The 18,034-nt window shown below is 51.8% G+C and carries 15 protein-coding genes; 4 read left to right on the forward strand and 11 right to left on the reverse strand.

Annotated features, from left to right (window positions below; all coding sequences use genetic code 11):
• Window positions 1-136 precede the first annotated feature (136 nt).
• The 3 genes from murI to EB241_RS15430 form a co-directional block, all read right to left on the reverse strand.
• A complete protein-coding gene (gene murI / locus EB241_RS15420) occupies window positions 137-988 on the reverse strand; it encodes a glutamate racemase (protein ID WP_124234138.1) in 852 nt (283 codons plus the stop codon).
• Between the two features lie 239 nt (window positions 989-1,227).
• A complete protein-coding gene (locus EB241_RS15425) occupies window positions 1,228-1,497 on the reverse strand; it encodes a TonB-dependent receptor domain-containing protein (RefSeq protein ID WP_158612417.1) in 270 nt (89 codons plus the stop codon).
• Between the two features lie 818 nt (window positions 1,498-2,315).
• Window positions 2,316-2,630: a hypothetical protein gene (locus EB241_RS15430; RefSeq protein WP_124234009.1), complete on the reverse strand. Its 315-nt coding sequence runs from the start codon at window positions 2,628-2,630 to the stop codon at window positions 2,316-2,318.
• Window positions 2,631-3,058: 428 nt separating this feature from the next.
• Between EB241_RS15430 and trmA the strand changes: the two genes are divergently transcribed.
• The gene (trmA, locus tag EB241_RS15435) at window positions 3,059-4,159 is read left to right on the forward strand and encodes a tRNA (uridine(54)-C5)-methyltransferase TrmA (RefSeq protein ID WP_124234010.1); all 1,101 of its coding nucleotides are present in this window, start codon (window positions 3,059-3,061) and stop codon (window positions 4,157-4,159) included.
• Between the two features lie 31 nt (window positions 4,160-4,190).
• Here the strand turns inward: trmA and EB241_RS15440 are convergent, their stop codons facing one another.
• Both EB241_RS15440 and fabR read right to left on the reverse strand, forming a co-directional pair.
• The gene (locus tag EB241_RS15440) at window positions 4,191-4,544 is read right to left on the reverse strand and encodes a YijD family membrane protein (protein ID WP_124234011.1); all 354 of its coding nucleotides are present in this window, start codon (window positions 4,542-4,544) and stop codon (window positions 4,191-4,193) included.
• Window positions 4,541-5,197, reverse strand: coding sequence for an HTH-type transcriptional repressor FabR (gene fabR, locus EB241_RS15445; protein WP_124234012.1), 657 nt, complete (start codon window positions 5,195-5,197; stop codon window positions 4,541-4,543). Before fabR ends, EB241_RS15440 begins: the two co-directional genes overlap by 4 nt.
• 192 nt (window positions 5,198-5,389) lie before the next feature.
• Between fabR and sthA the strand changes: the two genes are divergently transcribed.
• Window positions 5,390-6,790: a Si-specific NAD(P)(+) transhydrogenase gene (gene sthA, locus EB241_RS15450; protein ID WP_124234013.1), complete on the forward strand. Its 1,401-nt coding sequence runs from the start codon at window positions 5,390-5,392 to the stop codon at window positions 6,788-6,790.
• Here the strand turns inward: sthA and oxyR are convergent.
• The 5 genes from oxyR to argC all read right to left on the reverse strand — a co-directional run bounded on the left by oxyR (window position 6,773) and on the right by argC (window position 12,571).
• Window positions 6,773-7,690 (reverse strand): DNA-binding transcriptional regulator OxyR, encoded by a 918-nt coding sequence (gene oxyR / locus EB241_RS15455; RefSeq protein WP_124234014.1) that lies wholly within the window; start codon window positions 7,688-7,690, stop codon window positions 6,773-6,775. The two genes, sthA and oxyR, sit on opposite strands and share 18 nt — an antisense overlap.
• Before the next feature lie 392 nt (window positions 7,691-8,082).
• Entirely contained in the window at window positions 8,083-9,456 is a 1,374-nt protein-coding gene (argH, locus tag EB241_RS15460) for an argininosuccinate lyase (RefSeq protein WP_124234015.1), read from the reverse strand.
• An 84-nt stretch (window positions 9,457-9,540) separates the two neighbouring features.
• Complete coding sequence (locus EB241_RS15465; RefSeq protein ID WP_124234016.1) at window positions 9,541-10,755, reverse strand: argininosuccinate synthase; 1,215 nt, start codon at window positions 10,753-10,755, stop codon at window positions 9,541-9,543.
• 19 nt (window positions 10,756-10,774) lie between these two features.
• Window positions 10,775-11,551 (reverse strand): acetylglutamate kinase, encoded by a 777-nt coding sequence (gene argB, locus EB241_RS15470; protein WP_124234017.1) that lies wholly within the window; start codon window positions 11,549-11,551, stop codon window positions 10,775-10,777.
• Between the two features lie 15 nt (window positions 11,552-11,566).
• Window positions 11,567-12,571 (reverse strand): N-acetyl-gamma-glutamyl-phosphate reductase, encoded by a 1,005-nt coding sequence (gene argC, locus EB241_RS15475; protein ID WP_124234018.1) that lies wholly within the window; start codon window positions 12,569-12,571, stop codon window positions 11,567-11,569.
• A 178-nt stretch (window positions 12,572-12,749) separates the two neighbouring features.
• Between argC and argE the strand changes: the two genes are divergently transcribed.
• Both argE and ppc read left to right on the forward strand, forming a co-directional pair.
• The gene (gene argE, locus EB241_RS15480; protein WP_124234019.1) at window positions 12,750-13,901 is read left to right on the forward strand and encodes an acetylornithine deacetylase; all 1,152 of its coding nucleotides are present in this window, start codon (window positions 12,750-12,752) and stop codon (window positions 13,899-13,901) included.
• Window positions 13,902-14,267: 366 nt separating this feature from the next.
• Window positions 14,268-16,919, forward strand: a complete 2,652-nt coding sequence (gene ppc / locus EB241_RS15485) for a phosphoenolpyruvate carboxylase (protein ID WP_124234020.1) — start codon at window positions 14,268-14,270, stop codon at window positions 16,917-16,919.
• A gap of 115 nt (window positions 16,920-17,034) precedes the next feature.
• Here ppc and metF read toward each other — a convergent pair whose 3' ends face one another.
• Window positions 17,035-17,931, reverse strand: coding sequence for a methylenetetrahydrofolate reductase (gene metF / locus EB241_RS15490; RefSeq protein WP_124234021.1), 897 nt, complete (start codon window positions 17,929-17,931; stop codon window positions 17,035-17,037).
• Window positions 17,932-18,034 lie beyond the last annotated feature (103 nt).

The raw sequence follows: 18,034 nt of genomic DNA on the forward strand, positions 1-18,034 counted from the left end.
TGCTGAACCTCTTAACCCGGCGACCCGTAAGCCGTTGTTCCGTGTCAGTGGTGGCGCATTATAGGGAGTTTGTGACGACTGACAAGTGTTTATTATAAAAAATCTGGCAACCGCTGTTTTTTTACTCACAAACGTACTAAAGAGTCAGTTTTTCAAGCCTTTCGAAGCCATAGCGTTCTAAAACGGGCATTAATTGTACTGTTTGTTCGGTAATATCCATACAAAAAGCCAGATTATTGTCTCTCGACATCGCTTCTGGTGATGCATTTTCCAGTAGCCAGGCAGTACGGCGAGCGATTGCTGCGCCGGAGTCAACTAAACGAGTACCCGACGGTAATACCTGCTGCAGCTCTTCATTGAGCAGAGGAAAATGTGTGCACCCAAGCACAACCGTATCAGGCGGCTCTTTCATGCGCAGCCATGGCTGTAGGATACGTTTCACCTCATCCAACGGCACCGGCTTGCCTTGCAGTTTTGCTTCCGCCATCTCGACCAGCTCCGACGAACCCAGCATTTCGGTTTGACATTCACTGGCGAAACGCGACACAAGCTCGTGGGTATAAGCCCGCTTCACCGTACCACGAGTCGCCAACAGGCCTACTTTGCCGTTACGGGTCAGGCGGGCAGCAGGCTTAATAGCAGGCACCACGCCAACAACGGGGAAACCGAAGCGCTCACGCAGTGCTGGCAGCGTAACGGTACTGGCAGAATTACAGGCAATCACCACCAGCGCCAACGGGTAATGACGGGTTATAGCAGTAACGATCCCGACAACACGATCAACAATGAACGTTTCGCTTTTCTCTCCATAAGGGAAAGCGACGTTATCGAAGGCATAGATATAATGCAGATCCGGCAGTAGCTGCCGGATTTCGTCATAGACCGAAAGTCCACCAACACCGGAGTCAAAGACCAGTATGGTCGGACGTTTCTCAGAAGATGTAACTGCCGCTGAAGTAACACTTCCTTCGTGGAGTTTGATAGCCATAAACTGTCTCGTAATCATTATCAAACAGATTGACGATTCTACCACGAACGACCAGCCGGGATGTGAGCGAATAAGTAATGGCAGGATCACACAGGCTGACGCCGCGAGGTTTACGGTGCGGAAGGTAAAACCCTTATCGTAACGCTCCCCCAGATACTGGTAGCTGACACACCAGTCAAAACTAAAGGTGACATAATCCGACTGTTGCTTCACCTGCTGTTTTACACGACACAAGAGGATTATTTGGTAAGTACCATCAGGGGCAACGTGGCCATAAGAAACGGTATGGCTAACCGGGCAGTAGCGAATGCAACTGGCGCTTCCATGCCTTTAATGGTCGCTTTATTGATATTGTGATAACAGAATGTCGTCAGACCGCTGTCGATGAGGTCTGCAATATCATTACGATAAGCGGATAAACGCCAGCTAACCAGTCCTGTCAGGCCTCCCCCATACTGCCTGCTTTTCTCCGGTTTGAAATTGCGATTGCCGTTATCCTCACGCCACACTCGCACAGGTTCGGGGCTTGAAAGGCCGCCCAGGAAGCAAAGACGCTGTAGTTATCAATAAACTCCCATGCCACACTGGTTTACCAGATATAGCGGAAGCATTGCTGTCATTGCCACGCACGGTTCCTTCTGGCGTTACGCCAGCAAATACGTAATCTGTGGCAAAAACACCAGTAGTGTGCTGTTGATGACCTCCACTAGATAACCGCTCCTGATACCGCAACACTTTACAAAAGCCCTGTGGCACAAGGGATTGCCCGCCTTCCACAACAAAAGCCGATGCTATCAACGCTTCAAAGTTGTCGTCAGGATTAATGAAGCAATCACCACTTGTTACCCAGTGATCTAATTTAGCGTAATGGATGTTTGTCCCGGAAGTGTACTACTGCCAGTCAACGCCAACACGTAACGAGCCATAGCAACAGTATTTACTCTCTTGCAGTTTGTATTGCTGCACATCATCAAACGTGGTTCGAAGGCAAAACGCCCCAAACGCGGGTCATCATTCCAATCCCTGATGTGGCTGGCAATCAGCTGCATTGGATAAATATCACGGTTGAAAAGCAGCCCGACTGTAAAGCTGACGGGTATCAACCAGTCCACCAGGAATGCTTAAGCGTAGCGTACCTCGTCACAGGCCGTCCGATGCCCCCGAACAAAACCGCCGCGCCGTCATTGAACTGATGTTCGACCGCGTCATAAGGCGTCTTGCTCATAAAATGGCAACAACGTAGTCGCCTTTATACTGCGTTGTTTGACCGGTGGTCTGCTGTGTAGAACCCTACCATGGCGGGCAACTATTTGTTCCCCATCCGCGGTTAGCACAGCAGCCGGTTTATTCTGGCCAGTAATGCTGTTCGCATGCAGATCATACATGGCAGAGCGCGCGCCACAGGCATAATTGATACGTTGCGGGGCCTGCCGATCTCAGCACTATTCAGGCGGCTACCGTCAATCAGGGTAAGCAAACAGCGCGCATTGTTGTCCTGAGCGATGTCCGCACCAGATAAACGACGCATCACATCCGGCACGCTTTTGAATTGCCAGCGTTCAATCTCTTCACACGTAACAATAAAGGTCAGTGCCAACACGGAGGAGACAGGTTGAGCAAAGCGCTTAGCTGAAGAAACCAACGTGTTATCAGTATGCTGAGCGAAGCCGTTCTGCTCTTAAAAGGAAATTGCCGTTGCGCCGAACGCTAACAGTTTTATTTTGAACACACCGTCAAAAAGTGACGCAGCACGCACACAATAATCGTAAGGAATACGACCTCATATCGGCAATGCTTTGGACCTGAAATAACGCACGGTGCCAGAGCTGCCGCCATGCAAGCATCTGTAAAACCATCACCATGACATTTCACGTCGAGCCACGTCAGCCCAGCATTGCTATGGATCCCCTTCTGGTTTAACGGAATGTAGGACATCGATCTTATATTTAAAACTGACATAAATCCGGGGAGCAAATGTCCACAACACGCCACGGCGGGACAATGCTGGACATTGAGTGCTGAACACCTACAATGCGCCGGGCATAAAGGCCATCAACCTGAGGAATGATCATGACGCCCGAACAGCTGCCGACTGAAAAATACGACGCACAACTGATGCAAAAAGTCGCCCGTCTTGAGACCCTGATGACGCCATTTGCCGCGCCACAGGTTGAGGTATTTCGTTCACCCGTCAGCCACTATCGTATGCGGGCAGAATTTCGGATCTGGCACGATGGCGATGACCTTTACCACATTATTTTCGACCAGCAAACGCGCCAGCGGATTCGCGTGGACAGCTTCCCTGCTGCCAGCGAATTAATTAACCGTCTGATGCCCATACTGATTAATGCGTTACGCGATAATCATTTGCTGCGCCACAAGCTGTTCCAGATTGACTACCTTTCCACGATGAGCAACCAGGTGGTGGTGTCACTGCTTTATCACCGTCAGCTAACGGAAGAGTGGCAACAAGCCGCTGCTGCCCTGCGTAAAGAGCTTCGTGCACAGGGGTTTGATCTGCATCTGATTGGCCGTGCCACCAAAACCAAAATCTGTCTGGATCGGGATTTTGTCGAGGAATGCCTGCCGGTTGCCGGAAAGAATATTATCTATCGCCAGGTGGAAAACAGCTTTACCCAGCCAAATGCAGCAATGAATATTCAGATGCTGGAGTGGGCGCTGGAGGTAACAAAAAACGCCAGCGGCGATTTGCTGGAGCTTTATTGCGGCAACGGGAATTTTTCGTTGGCACTGGCGCGAAACTTCAGGCGCGTACTGGCTACAGAAATCGCCAAGCCTTCTGTTGCTTCAGCACAGTACAATATCGCCGTTAATAATATTGAAAACGTGCAGATTATCAGGATGGCAGCAGAGGAATTCACGCAGGCGATGAACGGCGAACGCACCTTCAACCGGCTGGAAGGAATCGATCTTAGCGCTTATGAATGTGAGACGATTTTTGTCGATCCCCCACGAAGCGGCCTGGATGCTGAAACGGTAAAGATGGTGCAGGCTTATCCACGCATACTTTATGTATCCTGCAACCCCCAAACGCTTTGTGAGAATCTGGCCACGCTATCAGAAACACATCAGATTTCGCGTCTGGCCCTGTTCGACCAGTTCCCCTATACCCATCATATGGAATGCGGTGTGTTATTGACGCGACGTTAATTGTTCGGGGGCGACGGCCATCGCCCCCGGACTACTCGCCTTTACGTGAACGCAGCTTCAGCCCGATCCAAAATACCAGCGCTACCATTAAAATGGTGGGTATAAAGTTCGAACCAAGGTCGGGATACTCAGCGCGAACAATCGCGCTGTAAAGCAGAATGCCTAACAGAAAAAATGCGGCCGCGACAGAAGGCATTCCTTCAGGCATGGAACGGTTAAGGTAGCGCTGATGCAGACACCATGCAGATAGCCCAAGCGCAATCATCGGAAACACAGAAAACGGCACCAGGGTACTAAAAAACACCGAAAACGTTCCGTTAATCGACAACCCGGTCAGAAATGCCAGTAACAGCGTACCTCTGTCACGGCCAGTAGCTAAATTCATATCACTGCCCTTTTATCATGGGATCCCAGCGTTACCGCCAGTCTCTCCTGTTCACGTCGATACCAGTAATAAGCCCCTTTTGAAATCATCCGTAGCTGTAACACAAGGCGTTCTTCCAGCTGGCGGCGCTGATCGGCATCAATATCCAGCGCTTCCGCACCGGCGTTAAAGACGATAATGACCATTGCTTCCGCCTGCGCTTCAGTAAAACTACGCGGCATACGGTTTTCAATTTCGAGGTAATCCGCCAGTTCGGCGATAAAATGTTGGATCTCACGGGCAACGGCGGCACGAAACGCGGCGGAAGTACCAGAACGCTCGCGAAGTAACAGACGGAAAACATTGGGATTGTCGCCAATAAACTCCATAAAGGTGGACACCGAAGTGCGAATAACGCTACCACCTTTAGCAATGCGCTGGCGGGCCTGACGCATCAATTGACGGAGCATCAACCCACCTTCATCCACCATCGTCAGTCCTAATTCATCCATATCACGAAAGTGACGATAAAATGATGTGGGCGCGATCCCCGCTTCCCTGGCAACTTCTCGCAGGCTGAGACTGGCAAAGCTCCGATCAGCACTTAACTGACTGAAGGCCGCTTCAATCAGCGAACGCCTTGTTCGTTCTTTTTGCTGCGCTCTGACGCCCATGTTTGTGCCTGTTTTGCCTGCCATAGTGGCACTATATCAAAAATTTCAGCGTACAGTGTCATCATCTTTGTGACGGCCTGTTAATCCTGGAATTTGATAAATGATAACAAAATAGACGGTTAGAATTGGGAAGTATCCGCCGAGATGTTAGAATAAAGTTGTGAAATTGTATAATAACCAGGACGTATTAGCATGCAACAGTCTTATGATTACGATGCTATTGTGATAGGTTCAGGCCCTGGCGGTGAAGGAGCTGCGATGGGCCTGGTGAAACAGGGAGCGCGCATCGCCGTAATTGAGCGTTATCACAATATCGGCGGCGGTTGTACCCACTGGGGAACTATCCCATCAAAAGCACTCCGTCACGCCGTTAGCCGCATCATTGAGTTCAATCAAAACCCTCTCTACAGCGATCACACGCATCTGCTACGCTCCTCTTTCGCAGACATTCTCAACCACACAGAAAATGTGATAAGCCAGCAGACCCGAATGCGCCAGGGCTTTTATGAGCGCAACCGCTGTGAGCTGTATCAGGGGGATGCGCGTTTTGTTGATGCGAATACCATTGAGGTTGAAACGCACGACGGCACCATTGAACGCCTGACCGCAGAAAAATTCGTGATCGCCTGTGGCTCCCGTCCCTATCGTCCCGTTGATGTGGATTTTACGCATCCACGCATTTACGACAGCGACTCAATCCTTAATCTACATCATGAGCCGGGCCATGTGATTATTTACGGTGCCGGTGTCATTGGCTGTGAGTATGCGTCCATTTTTCGGGGGTTGAACGTCAAGGTTGATTTAATCAACACCCGCGATCATCTGCTGGCCTTTCTTGATCAGGAGATTTCAGACTCGCTTTCATATCATTTCTGGAACAGCGGCGTGGTTATTCGCCATAACGAAGAGTATGAAAAAATTGAAGGCGTCAGCGATGGCGTGATCATGCATTTGAAATCCGGTAAGAAAGTGAAAGCCGACTGCCTGCTTTACGCCAATGGCCGTACCGGAAATACCGATTCACTCTCGCTGGAAAACGTCGGCCTGGAAGCAGACAGTCGGGGGCTGTTGAAGGTTAACAGCATGTACCAAACCGCACAGCCGCATATCTACGCGGTGGGCGACGTTATTGGTTATCCGAGCCTCGCTTCAGCCGCTTACGATCAGGGCCGCATCGCTGCTCAGGCGCTCATTAAAGGTGAGGCAAGCGCCCATCTTATCGAGGATATCCCGACCGGCATTTATACCATCCCTGAAATCAGCTCCGTCGGCAAAACCGAGCAGCAACTGACGGCAATGAAAGTGCCTTATGAGGTGGGACGCGCCCAGTTCAAGCATCTGGCTCGCGCACAAATTGTCGGCATGAACGTGGGAAGCCTGAAGATCCTTTTCCATCGCGAAACCAGGGAAATTCTGGGGATCCATTGCTTTGGCGAACGCGCGGCGGAGATCATTCACATTGGTCAGGCGATCATGGAGCAGAAAAATGGTGGTAACACGATTGAATATTTCGTTAATACCACCTTTAACTATCCAACCATGGCCGAAGCCTACCGTGTTGCCGCGTTAAACGGCCTAAACCGTCTGTTTTAGGCGGTTGGCCATGTAGTTTTGCATATGGTCACGAATGGCCTCTGCCAATTGCTCATAGCGGCTGCGTAGGGGCGAGCCAGGGCGATAAACCAGCGCGATGGTTCTCTGTGGTACCGGTTTGTAACACGGCAAATAGCAGATGCCATCGCGTACCCGCTCTTTTGGCACGGCCAACGCGGGTAACAGGGTGATACCACTCCCTGCCGCAACCATGTTACGCAGCGTTTCAAGGCTTGTTGCACGGAAATGCGTATCTTCATCCGCACCCGCCTGGAAGCAAAAGCCCATCGCCTGATCGCGCAGGCAGTGACCATCTTCCAACATGAGCAATTTTTCTCCGGCCAGGTCAGACATCGCTACGCGGTCGCGTTCGTGCCAGGGATGATCCTGGTAAATCGCCAGCTGCATCGGTTCATCGAACAATGGAACCTCAATAAACGATTCGGACTCTTTCACCAGCGCCAGAATGGCGCAGTCCAGCTTACCGCTGTCCAGTTGCGCCAACAGTTGCAGGGTCTGTGCTTCATGCAGATACATTTCCAGTTTGGGGAAAGTCTGGTGGAGCATTGGCACAATCTGCGGCAGCAGATAGGGCCCGACCGTTGGGATCAAACCTATATGCAATGGCCCGGACATGGCTTCGCCCTGCTGACTGGCCATCTCTTTGAGCACCTTAACTTCACGCAATATAGTACGGGCCTGGTCCACCAGCAGCAATCCCGCCTGAGTAAACAACACCTTGCGGCTGGTTCGCTCCAGCAACATCACACCCAGTTCATCTTCCAGTTTGCGGATCTGACCACTCAGTGTAGGCTGGCTGACATGGCAGGCATCCGCTGCCCGGCGGAAATGTCGATGTTCAGCCAGTGAAACCAGATACTCAAGATCACGAATGTTCATTTTATTCCTCCAAACCACGATAGTTCGTGGCGATAGATAGGATAGCAACCAACGATTATCCCTATCAAGCCTGGATAAAACTAACGCTTTTCGGGGAAAGCATCGTTTTGTGCATATTAACGGATATTTAATATTGAAAATTCAGTCAGATAAAACTGTCGTAACGACGCCCGTTTATACGCAGTAATGACATATGTTCACTCTGAGAAGGCATTCAAATAAACTTTTCACTGCTTTTGAGCATCTGATAGTGGCTGCAATGGTTGGAGAAATAAGCATTGTGGCCGTGCCAATGAGGATTGACGTCAAAACAAAAAGGGCTCATGAAAATCATGAACCCTGTGACTCATCACTGCATCAGCAACTGCATACAAAAGCGCGTTCCGCTTTTGTCACGCCAGACGTTTTTTCGCCTCGGTGATTGCCAGCCCAACCTGATGAGGTGATACGCCGCCTTTGGCGTTACGCTTATCAAGGCAGGACTGCAATGAAAGGAAGGGATAAACATCTTCATCGATGACGCTGCTAAACGTCTTCAGTACATCCAGCTCCAACGCTTCCAGCGCCACGCCCTGCTTAATGGCAGCCACCACCACTTCACCAACGATATGATGGGCCTCACGAAACGGAACACCTTTCGCGACCAGATAGTCAGCAAGCTCAGTGGCATTAGCATAACCTTGCTCTGCTGCTTCCTGGCAACGTGGGCGTTTCACCTGAATATCGTCAAGCACCAGCATCGCCATATGCAGGCAGTCGGACCAGCTATCCAGGGCATCAAACAGCCCTTCTTTGTCTTCCTGCATATCCTTGTTGTAGGCCAGCGGTAATCCTTTCAACGTCATCATCATACCGGTCAGCGCACCCTGTACGCGTCCACATTTACCCCGAATCAATTCCAGCGCATCCGGGTTTTTCTTCTGTGGCATAAGCGAAGAACCGGAAGTCACTCGATCGGACAGCTCAATAAAGCCTGACTCGCCGGTATTAAAGAAAATCAGGTCTTCGGCAAAGCGGGAGAGATGCACCATGCTGATAGCGGCAGCAGAGAGCAGTTCCAGTACATGGTCACGATCGGAAACGGTATCCAGGCTGTTACGGGTGGCAGTGGCAAAGCCAAGCCAGCCAGCCAGCTGCTCACGGTCAATTTCATAGGCTGTACCCGCCAGGGCTCCACAGCCCAACGGGCTGACGTCAAGACGCTTCAGTGCGTCCTCAAGACGACTTTCATCACGTGCCAGCATCTCAACATAGGCCAGACACCAATGGGCAAAGGTCACTGGCTGAGCACGTTGCAGGTGCGTATACCCCGGCATTACCGCATCCTGATTCGCTTCGGCGGTGGCAACCAGTGCCTGCTGAAGCTGACGCAATGCGATGAGCAGTTCGCTAACCTGAGCTTTACACCAGAGTTTAAGATCGGTCGCCACCTGATCGTTACGGCTACGGCCTGTATGCAATTTTTTACCCAGCGCACCGACTTTTTCAATCAGGCGGCTTTCAACATAGCTGTGAATATCCTCTGCATCACTTTCCAGAATCTGCTGTGGGTTGGCCCGCACATCTTCGAGCAGCACGTTCAATGCGCTTTCCAGCTGCTGCTGCTCCTCACTGGTCAGAACCTTGACCGTCACCAGCGCTTTGGACCAGGCGACAGACCCGACGATATCCTGCTCTGCCAGACGATAATCAAAGCGCAGCGAGTCGTTAAATTGTTTGAAACGTTGATCTGCTGCCTGAGTAAACCGTCCACCCCAAAGTGCCATGTCAGTGCTCCATTCGTTACAGAAAATAGTATTGATATTGTTGCGCAACTGGCAGGACGACACATCGCCGCCCTGCGTGACAGTTTATTTCTTTTCGTTCAGCGCGCGGATACGTGAAGAGAGGGAGAACAGACGGATAAAGCCGCCTGCATGGCGATGATCGTAAACGTCGTCTTCACCAAAGGTAGCAAACTCTTCAGAGTAAAGGCTGTTGGCTGATTTCTTCTGAATGGCGGTGACCTGGCCTTTATACAGTTGCAACACCACTTCGCCATTCACTTCAGTCGCCAGCGATTCAGCCGCTGCCTGTAGTGATTTACGCAACGGCGCAAACCAGCGACCGTCGTAAACCACATAGGACATCTCATGGCCAAGCTGCTCACGCCATTTGAAGCTGTCACGATCCAGAACCAGCTGCTCAACGGCACGTAATGCGTTAACCATGATGGTGCCGCCAGGGGTTTCGTAGCAGCCGCGGGACTTGATCCCCACCAGACGGTTTTCAACAATATCCACGCGGCCCACACCATGTTTTGCGCCGATCACGTTCAGTTTTTCCAGACACTGGAATGGGCTCAATTTCTCGCCGTTCACACCGACCACGCGACCTTTCTCCACGGAAACGGTCACCTGCTCAGGCTGATCCGGTGCTTCCAGTGGATCAACGGTCCACACCCAGCAATCTTTGTTTGGTGCGTTCCACGGGCTTTCCAGCACGCCACCTTCGGTGGAGATGTGCCAGGCGTTTTCATCACGGCTGTAGATTTTCTCAAGCGAGGCGGTGGTCGGAATATTGCGCTCTTTCAGGTAAGCCAATAACGCTTCACGGGAACGCAGGTTCCACTCACGCCACGGAGCCACCACTTTGAGCTGTGGAGCCAGCGCCGTGTAGGTGGTTTCGAAACGTACCTGATCGTTACCTTTACCGGTTGCGCCGTGGCACAGCGCATCAGCGCCCACTTTCAGCGCCAGCTCAACCTGGGCTTTAGCGATTACCGGACGTGCCATTGAGGTACCCAGCAGGTAAGTGCCTTCATACAGTGCGCCAGTTTGCAGCACCGGATAAACATACTCACTGATGAACTCTTCACGCAGATCAACCACGTGGCATTCAGATGCACCCGACTGAAGTGCTTTCTGCTCAACGCCTTCCAGATCGCTACGTTCCTGACCGATATCGGCCACAAAGGCAACCACGTCACAGCCACCGTAGTTCTCTTTCAGCCACGGGATAATCGCCGACGTATCCAGACCGCCGGAGTAAGCCAGAACGATTTTTTTGATGCTTTTGTCTTGCATTGTCTTTTCCTTGAACCGGTTAAGCGAGGATCCGGGTGCCAATCGACACACCGTTAAAAAGGGTTGGTAGCTGTTCTGCATGACGCCAGCTGGCGATATCCACCGGGCGTCCCAATGTACGGGCAGCGTCGAGGGCGGCATTCACTTTAACAATCATACCGTCGGTAATAATGCCCTGGGCGATCAGCTGCTCAGCTTTTGTTGCCGTCATCTCTTCGATGCGCTGACCTTTGCCATCAAGGATCCCACTGACATCTGACAGCAGGATCAAATCCGCCCCCAGAGTTGAAGCCAGTGCCGTTGCTGCCTGATCGGCATTCACGTTCATCAGCTTACCATCCTGCGTAATGCCAATGGAGCTGATCACCGGCAGAAAACCGGCCGTCAACAACGTGGTAATCAGCAGCGGAGAACCCGGAGTGGCCAGGCCAACATGGCCCAATTCTTCATCAAATTGCTCAACGTTAACGCTGCTGCCATCGCCAAGACACAAACCGACAGCATCGATACCATGTTTTTTCGACCAGGCCAGCAGTGTTTTATTCGCCGTGCCTGCCAGCGCACCGGTGATGATCTCGATCTGGTCGGCTGGCGTGACGCGCAGGCCATTTTTCTTTTTCACTGGCAGTGACAACTTTTTCATCAGTTCATCCACCAGGCAACCGCCGCCGTGGACAATCAGCAGCGGGCGCTGATGGGATTCACGCCAGGTGACCAGCGCGCCGAACAGTTTCTCCAGCGCCTCTTCACTGTCCAGCAGAACGCCACCGAGTTTAATAATTAATGGATTAGTCATTTGATTACTCGCTGATTATAAAAGTGACTGGGTTTCAGGGAAGCCAAAACGAATATTCAGACACTGTACGGCCTGCGACGACGCACCTTTCAACAGGTTATCTTCCGCAGAGACGACAATCAAATGCTCACCTTTCACCGCAAAGCCAATGTCGCAGAACGGCAGGCCCGCCACGCCCTTGATCGATGGCACACCGTTGTCATACACCCGCACCAGCGGTTTGTCGTGATAAGCGTTATGGAACGCCTCTGCGACGTCATCACAGGTAATACCCGCTTTCAGTCGGCAGGTGGTGGTCGCCAGAATACCGCGCGGGAAGTTACCGAGATGCGGAGTGAAGATCACCGGGATACCCAGGTGAGCGACAATTTCCGGCTGATGACGATGGGTGAAAATGCCGTAAGGTTGCAAGCTGACTTCGCAAAAACTGGTGGTCACAGAGGCTTTACGCCCTGCTCCGCTCACGCCACTGGTGGCGTTAATCACTGGCCACTGTGCTTCATTGAGCAGGTTCGCTTCAATCAACGGCCTGATCGCCAGCTGAGCCGCGGTAGGATAACAACCCGGAACGGCAATCAGCTGAGCATCTTTAATTTTTTCATGTTGCCATTCAGCCAGGCCATAAACGGCTTTTTCCAGCCACTCAGGATGCTGATGCGGAAAACCATAATAGTCAGTGAAGAAACGTTGTTCGTTGACACGAAAAGCACCTGACAGGTCGAACACCACACAGCCCGCCGCAAGAAATTCCGGGGCCAGATCGTGGCTAACCTCGTGCGCCGTTGCCAGAAAGACCACGTCCACTTTATCCGCGAAATCTGCCGCCTTACTCAGCGGTTGCAGGGGCAGATCGATGACCCCTTTCAGCTGGGGATGAAGATCAGAAAGTAATTTTCCTGCATCCGGGCTTTGCGCTGAAACAGCCAAAGCGGTTATGTTCACCTGTGGATGACGATTCAGGTAAGTGGCAAGCTCGACACCAGCATAGCCACTGGCACCAACAATCAGGGTATTCAACATCAGACTGACTACCTTATGACGGTCTTAAAGTATCGGGCCACAGCAATTTTGCTGGCCCTCACGTTGGGCGCTAAACTTGCCGGTCAGTTTCCGGTTTCCATCCTCACGCCGCTAATGTATTTTTATTCACTAATAATGCATGAATATCGATACTATCCTAACGCAAGGACTGTCAACAGTGAAGACAAAATTACCGCCTTTTATCGAGCTTTATCGTGAATTGATTGCGATACCATCCATCAGCGCAACCGATGTCTCTCTCGATCAGAGTAATGAAACTTTAATCAGTTTACTGGCTGGCTGGTTCCGCGATCTGGGCTTCACCGTGGAGGTGCAGCCTGTCCCCGGCACGCGCCATAAATTTAATATGCTTGCCAGAACCGGCAGCGGTGTCGGTGGCCTGCTGCTGGCCGGCCATACGGACACAGTGCCATTTGATGATGGTCGCTGGACGCGCGATCCCTTCATGCTGACCGAACATGACAACAAGTTGTACGGGCTTGGTACAGCCGACATGAAAGGCTTCTTCGCCTTCATTTTAGATTCCCTGCGCAATATTGACATTGAAAAGCTCTCCCGGCCGCTCTACATTCTGGCAACGGCAGATGAAGAAACAACAATGGCGGGGGCCAGATATTTCGCAGAAAGCACCGCCATTCGTCCTGATTGTGCGATCATTGGTGAACCCACTTCGTTAAAACCCGTCCGGGCGCACAAAGGACATCTGTCCAACGCCATCCGTATTCAGGGGCAGTCAGGCCACTCCAGCGATCCTTCGCGTGGTGTCAACGCGATTGAACTGATGCATGAATCAATCAGCGAGTTGATGGGCTTACGCAACACGCTAAAAGAACGTTATCACCATCCAGGCTTCGCTATCCCTTATCCAACCATGAACTTTGGCCATATTCACGGCGGCGACGCGGCTAACCGTATCTGCGCCTGCTGTGAACTGCATATGGATATTCGTCCGCTGCCGGGGCTGACGTTGAACGATCTGGATGGCTTACTACAGGAAGCGTTGGCACCGGTCAGCGCACGCTGGCCCGGCCGACTGACGGTCAGTCCGTTGCACCCGCCAATTCCCGGTTATGAATGCCCACCGGACCATCAACTGGTGAAAGTAGTTGAGAAACTGCTGGGGACGGAAACAGAGGTGGTGAACTACTGTACTGAGGCTCCCTTTATTCAGGCGCTGTGTCCCACATTGGTTTTAGGGCCAGGATCGATCGATCAGGCACACCAGCCTGATGAATATATTGATACTGCGTTCATTAAGCCAACGCGTAAGCTGATCGATCAAGTCGTGCAACATTTCTGCGGGAATTAGAAATATCCGGGGTGTTCTGCTATGAAAAAGCAGATTACCCCAACTTTTTCCCTTTCTTATTATAAGAAAAACTTATCCAAATTATGGATTTTTAAATTTCATAAATTCCCGTCAGTTAGCTGCAAGATAATGCAAACTTAAGTCATTTGACGAATCTAACCGAACGTGGCTTGATAAAAAGCAACGTTATGCCATTAACGGCACAATAAATTGACATACTCAGGAAATTTAATGATACAGGACAGTGCCAACTGCGGTGTTTCAATGAAAACTTACTGAATGTAAGTAAATAATGGCTAAGCAGTCGGCCCGTCGCCTGTAATCTGAAATGAAAAGAACATCAACAGGAAGGGTATCAGGGGCCATATGAACGAACAGTATTCCGCAATGCGAAGTAACGTCAGTATGCTTGGTAAACTACTGGGAGAGACCATCAAGAATGCACTGGGAGAAAACATTCTTGATCGGGTCGAAACCATCCGTAAACTTTCTAAATCATCACGTGCGGGAAATGACGCTCACCGCAAGGAGTTGCTGTCAACCCTGCAAAATCTTTCTAATGATGAGCTGCTACCAGTGGCACGTGCCTTTAGCCAGTTTCTTAACCTGACCAATGTTGCGGAGCAGTACCATACTATTTCACCTAAAGGTGAAGGTGCTAACCACCCTGAAATGCTGACCAGGACTTTTGAACGCCTTAAACAGCACCCCAATCTGACGGAAGAGAAAATCCGCGACGCCATCGCTTCTCTCTCACTTGAGCTGGTACTGACAGCACACCCGACAGAGATCACCCGCCGCACCCTGATCCACAAACTGGTTGAAGTAAACACGTGTTTAAAGCAACTCGATCACAACGATCTGTCGGATTACGATCGTTCGCTGATTATGCGCCGTCTGCGCCAGCTGGTGGCACAGGCATGGCATACTGATGAAATCCGTAAATACCGCCCGTCTCCGATTGACGAAGCCAAGTGGGGATTTGCGGTGGTGGAAAACAGCCTGTGGGAAGGGGTGCCGCACTTTCTGCGTGAGCTGAACGAGCAGGTTGAAACGTCATTTGGCGTCAAATTGCCCGTCGATTTTGTGCCCGTGCAATTCACCTCATGGATGGGTGGCGACCGTGATGGGAATCCAAACGTAACGGCAAAAATAACGCGTCATGTCATGCAACTGAGCCGCTGGAAGGCTACCGACCTGTTCCTGCGTGATATCGCTGTGCTGGTGTCGGAACTGTCAATGTCAGAATGTACCCCGGAAGTATGGGAACTCTGTGGCAATCCCGAAGCACAAGAGCCTTATCGTGAAATCATGAAAAAACTGCGAACGCAGTTGATGAACACCCAGACCTACCTGGAACAACGTCTGAAGGGTAAACACCCTTCCCGGCCAGCCGACCTGCTGATCGATAACGCTCAGCTATGGGATCCACTTTATGCCTGCTATCAGTCGCTACAGGCCTGTGGAATGGATATCATCGCCAACGGTCAGTTGCTCGACACACTGCGCCGCGTGAAGTGCTTTGGCGTACCGCTGGTGCGCATTGATATTCGTCAGGAAAGCACCCGGCACACGGAAGCTATCGCTGAAGTGACCCGCTACCTTGGGCTGGGCGATTACGCCAGCTGGGCGGAAGCCGATAAACAGGCTTTCCTGATCAGCGAACTGACCTCAAAAAGACCGCTATTACCGCGTAACTGGCAACCCAGTGCCGATACCCAGGAAGTGCTGGATACCTGCCGCGTTGCGGCTGAAGCACCAAAAGGATCGGTGGCGGCCTACGTGATATCAATGGCAAAAACGCCGTCCGATGTACTGGCGGTACATCTGTTGCTGAAGGAGGCAGGGATCACATTTGCCATGCCGGTTGTACCGCTGTTCGAAACCCTGGATGACCTCAACAACGCCAACGACGTAATGAGCCAGTTGCTCGGCATTGACTGGTATCGCGGCTTTATCCAGGGCAAGCAGATGGTGATGATTGGCTATTCTGATTCCGCCAAGGATGCCGGCGTCATGGCCGCCAGCTGGGCGCAATATCAGGCCCAGGACGCACTGATCAAAACCTGTGAGAAAGCCGGGATCGCATTGACGCTGTTCCACGGACGCGGCGGCACCATTGGTCGGGGTGGCGCGCCGGCGCATGCAGCGTTACTGTCTCAACCGCCAGGGAGCCTGAAAGGCGGCCTGCGTGTTACCGAGCAGGGCGAAATGATCCGCTTTAAATATGGCCTGCCGGAAGTGACGATCAGAAGCCTGTCGCTGTATACCGGTGCAATTCTTGAAGCAAACCTGTTGCCGCCGCCGGAGCCAAAGCCACAATGGCGTGACATTATGGACCAGCTGTCGACAGACTCCTGTGAGATGTACCGCGGATACGTGCGCGAACATAAAGACTTCGTGCCTTACTTCAGGTCGGCCACCCCGGAACAGGAGCTGGGCAAACTGCCGCTTGGCTCCCGACCGGCTAAACGTCGCCCAACCGGCGGTGTCGAGTCACTCCGCGCCATTCCGTGGATCTTTGCGTGGACACAGAACCGCCTGATGCTCCCCGCCTGGCTCGGCGCTGGTGCCGCATTACAGAAAGCGATGACGGCTGGTCATCAGGTTCAACTGGAAGCAATGTGTCACGACTGGCCGTTTTTCTCCACTCGTCTGGGAATGCTGGAGATGGTGTTCTCAAAGGCGGATATGTGGCTGGCGGAATATTACGATCAGCGGCTGGTTGATCCTTCATTGTGGCCGTTGGGCAAGCAGCTGCGCGACCAGCTGGATTCCGACATCAAGGCGGTACTGACTATCGCTAACGATTCGCATCTGATGGCAGACCAGCCGTGGATTGCAGAGTCTATCGCCCTGCGTAACGTCTATACCGATCCACTCAATGTTCTGCAGGCAGAACTACTGCACCGCTCCCGCCAGCAGGAAGCCAGCGGCAGTGAACCGGATGCCCGTGTCGAACAGGCGCTGATGGTAACCATTGCCGGCGTTGCGGCAGGGATGCGTAATACGGGTTAACAGATAAGCATTCGCCGCCACAGGCGATTTCATCAACACCAGGAAGGCCTCATCTGAGGCCTTCCTGGTTATCGCTAAACAACCTGCCGCGCACCGGACTCTCCTGCAATATGAATCAGTGAGACACCGCCGGACGAACGCCCAGTGTATGACAAATAGCGTAACTTAGTTCGGCGCGATTAAGCGTGTAAAAATGAAAGTCCTTCACCCCTTCCCGACTGAGGATTTTCACCATATCCATCGCCACATTAGCTCCCACCATTTTGCGGGTTTCAGGATCGTCATCCAGACCTTCGAACATACTGTTCATCCACCCCGGCACACGCACATTGGTCAGTGCGGCAAAACGCTGTAACTGCTTAAAATTTGACACCGGCAAAATGCCGGGCACAATTTCCACGTCAATTCCGGCGTTCACGCAGCGATCGCGGAAACGGAGATAGCCCTCAACATCAAAAAAGAACTGGGTAATGGCATGGTTAGCGCCGGCATCAATTTTGCGCCTGAGGTTGATCAGGTCAGCCTGAGCGCTTTTTGCCTCCGGGTGTACTTCAGGATAGGCCGCGACAGAAATGTCAAAGTCGCCCACCTCACGCAGCAGTGCGACCAGATCGGCACCATACATTCCGGGCTTACCTCCGTCTGAAGGCAGATCGCCGCGTAACGCCACAATGTGACGAATTCCGTTGTTCCAGTAATCCTGAGCAATAGCGCGCAATTCATCGCGAGTGGCATCAATGCAGGTCAGATGCGGCGCTGCTTCCAGCCCTGTACGATCTTTGATTCCTTTGATAATGCTGTGAGTACGATCACGCTCACCAGAGTTGGCGCCGTAGGTCACCGATACAAACTTCGGTTTCAGACTGCTGAGACGATCAATAGAAGCCCACAGGGTCTGTTCCATTTCGCTGGTACGGGGCGGAAAAAACTCAAAAGAAACGTTAATTTGCCCGTTCAGCTCGGCCAGACTTTGATTCAGCGCCTCGCGCTGGTTGGCATGGAAAAAACTCATGGCTTCCCTCCTCAATCGCACAGTGAATGACAGTCCAAAATGAACATCCATACGTTTAGACGTCCAGACATTCAAAGTGCAGGATGGCGGCTTTTTAGTCAAT

The sequence above is a fragment of the Erwinia psidii genome (assembly GCF_003846135.1).
GTDB lineage: Bacteria > Pseudomonadota > Gammaproteobacteria > Enterobacterales > Enterobacteriaceae > Erwinia > Erwinia psidii.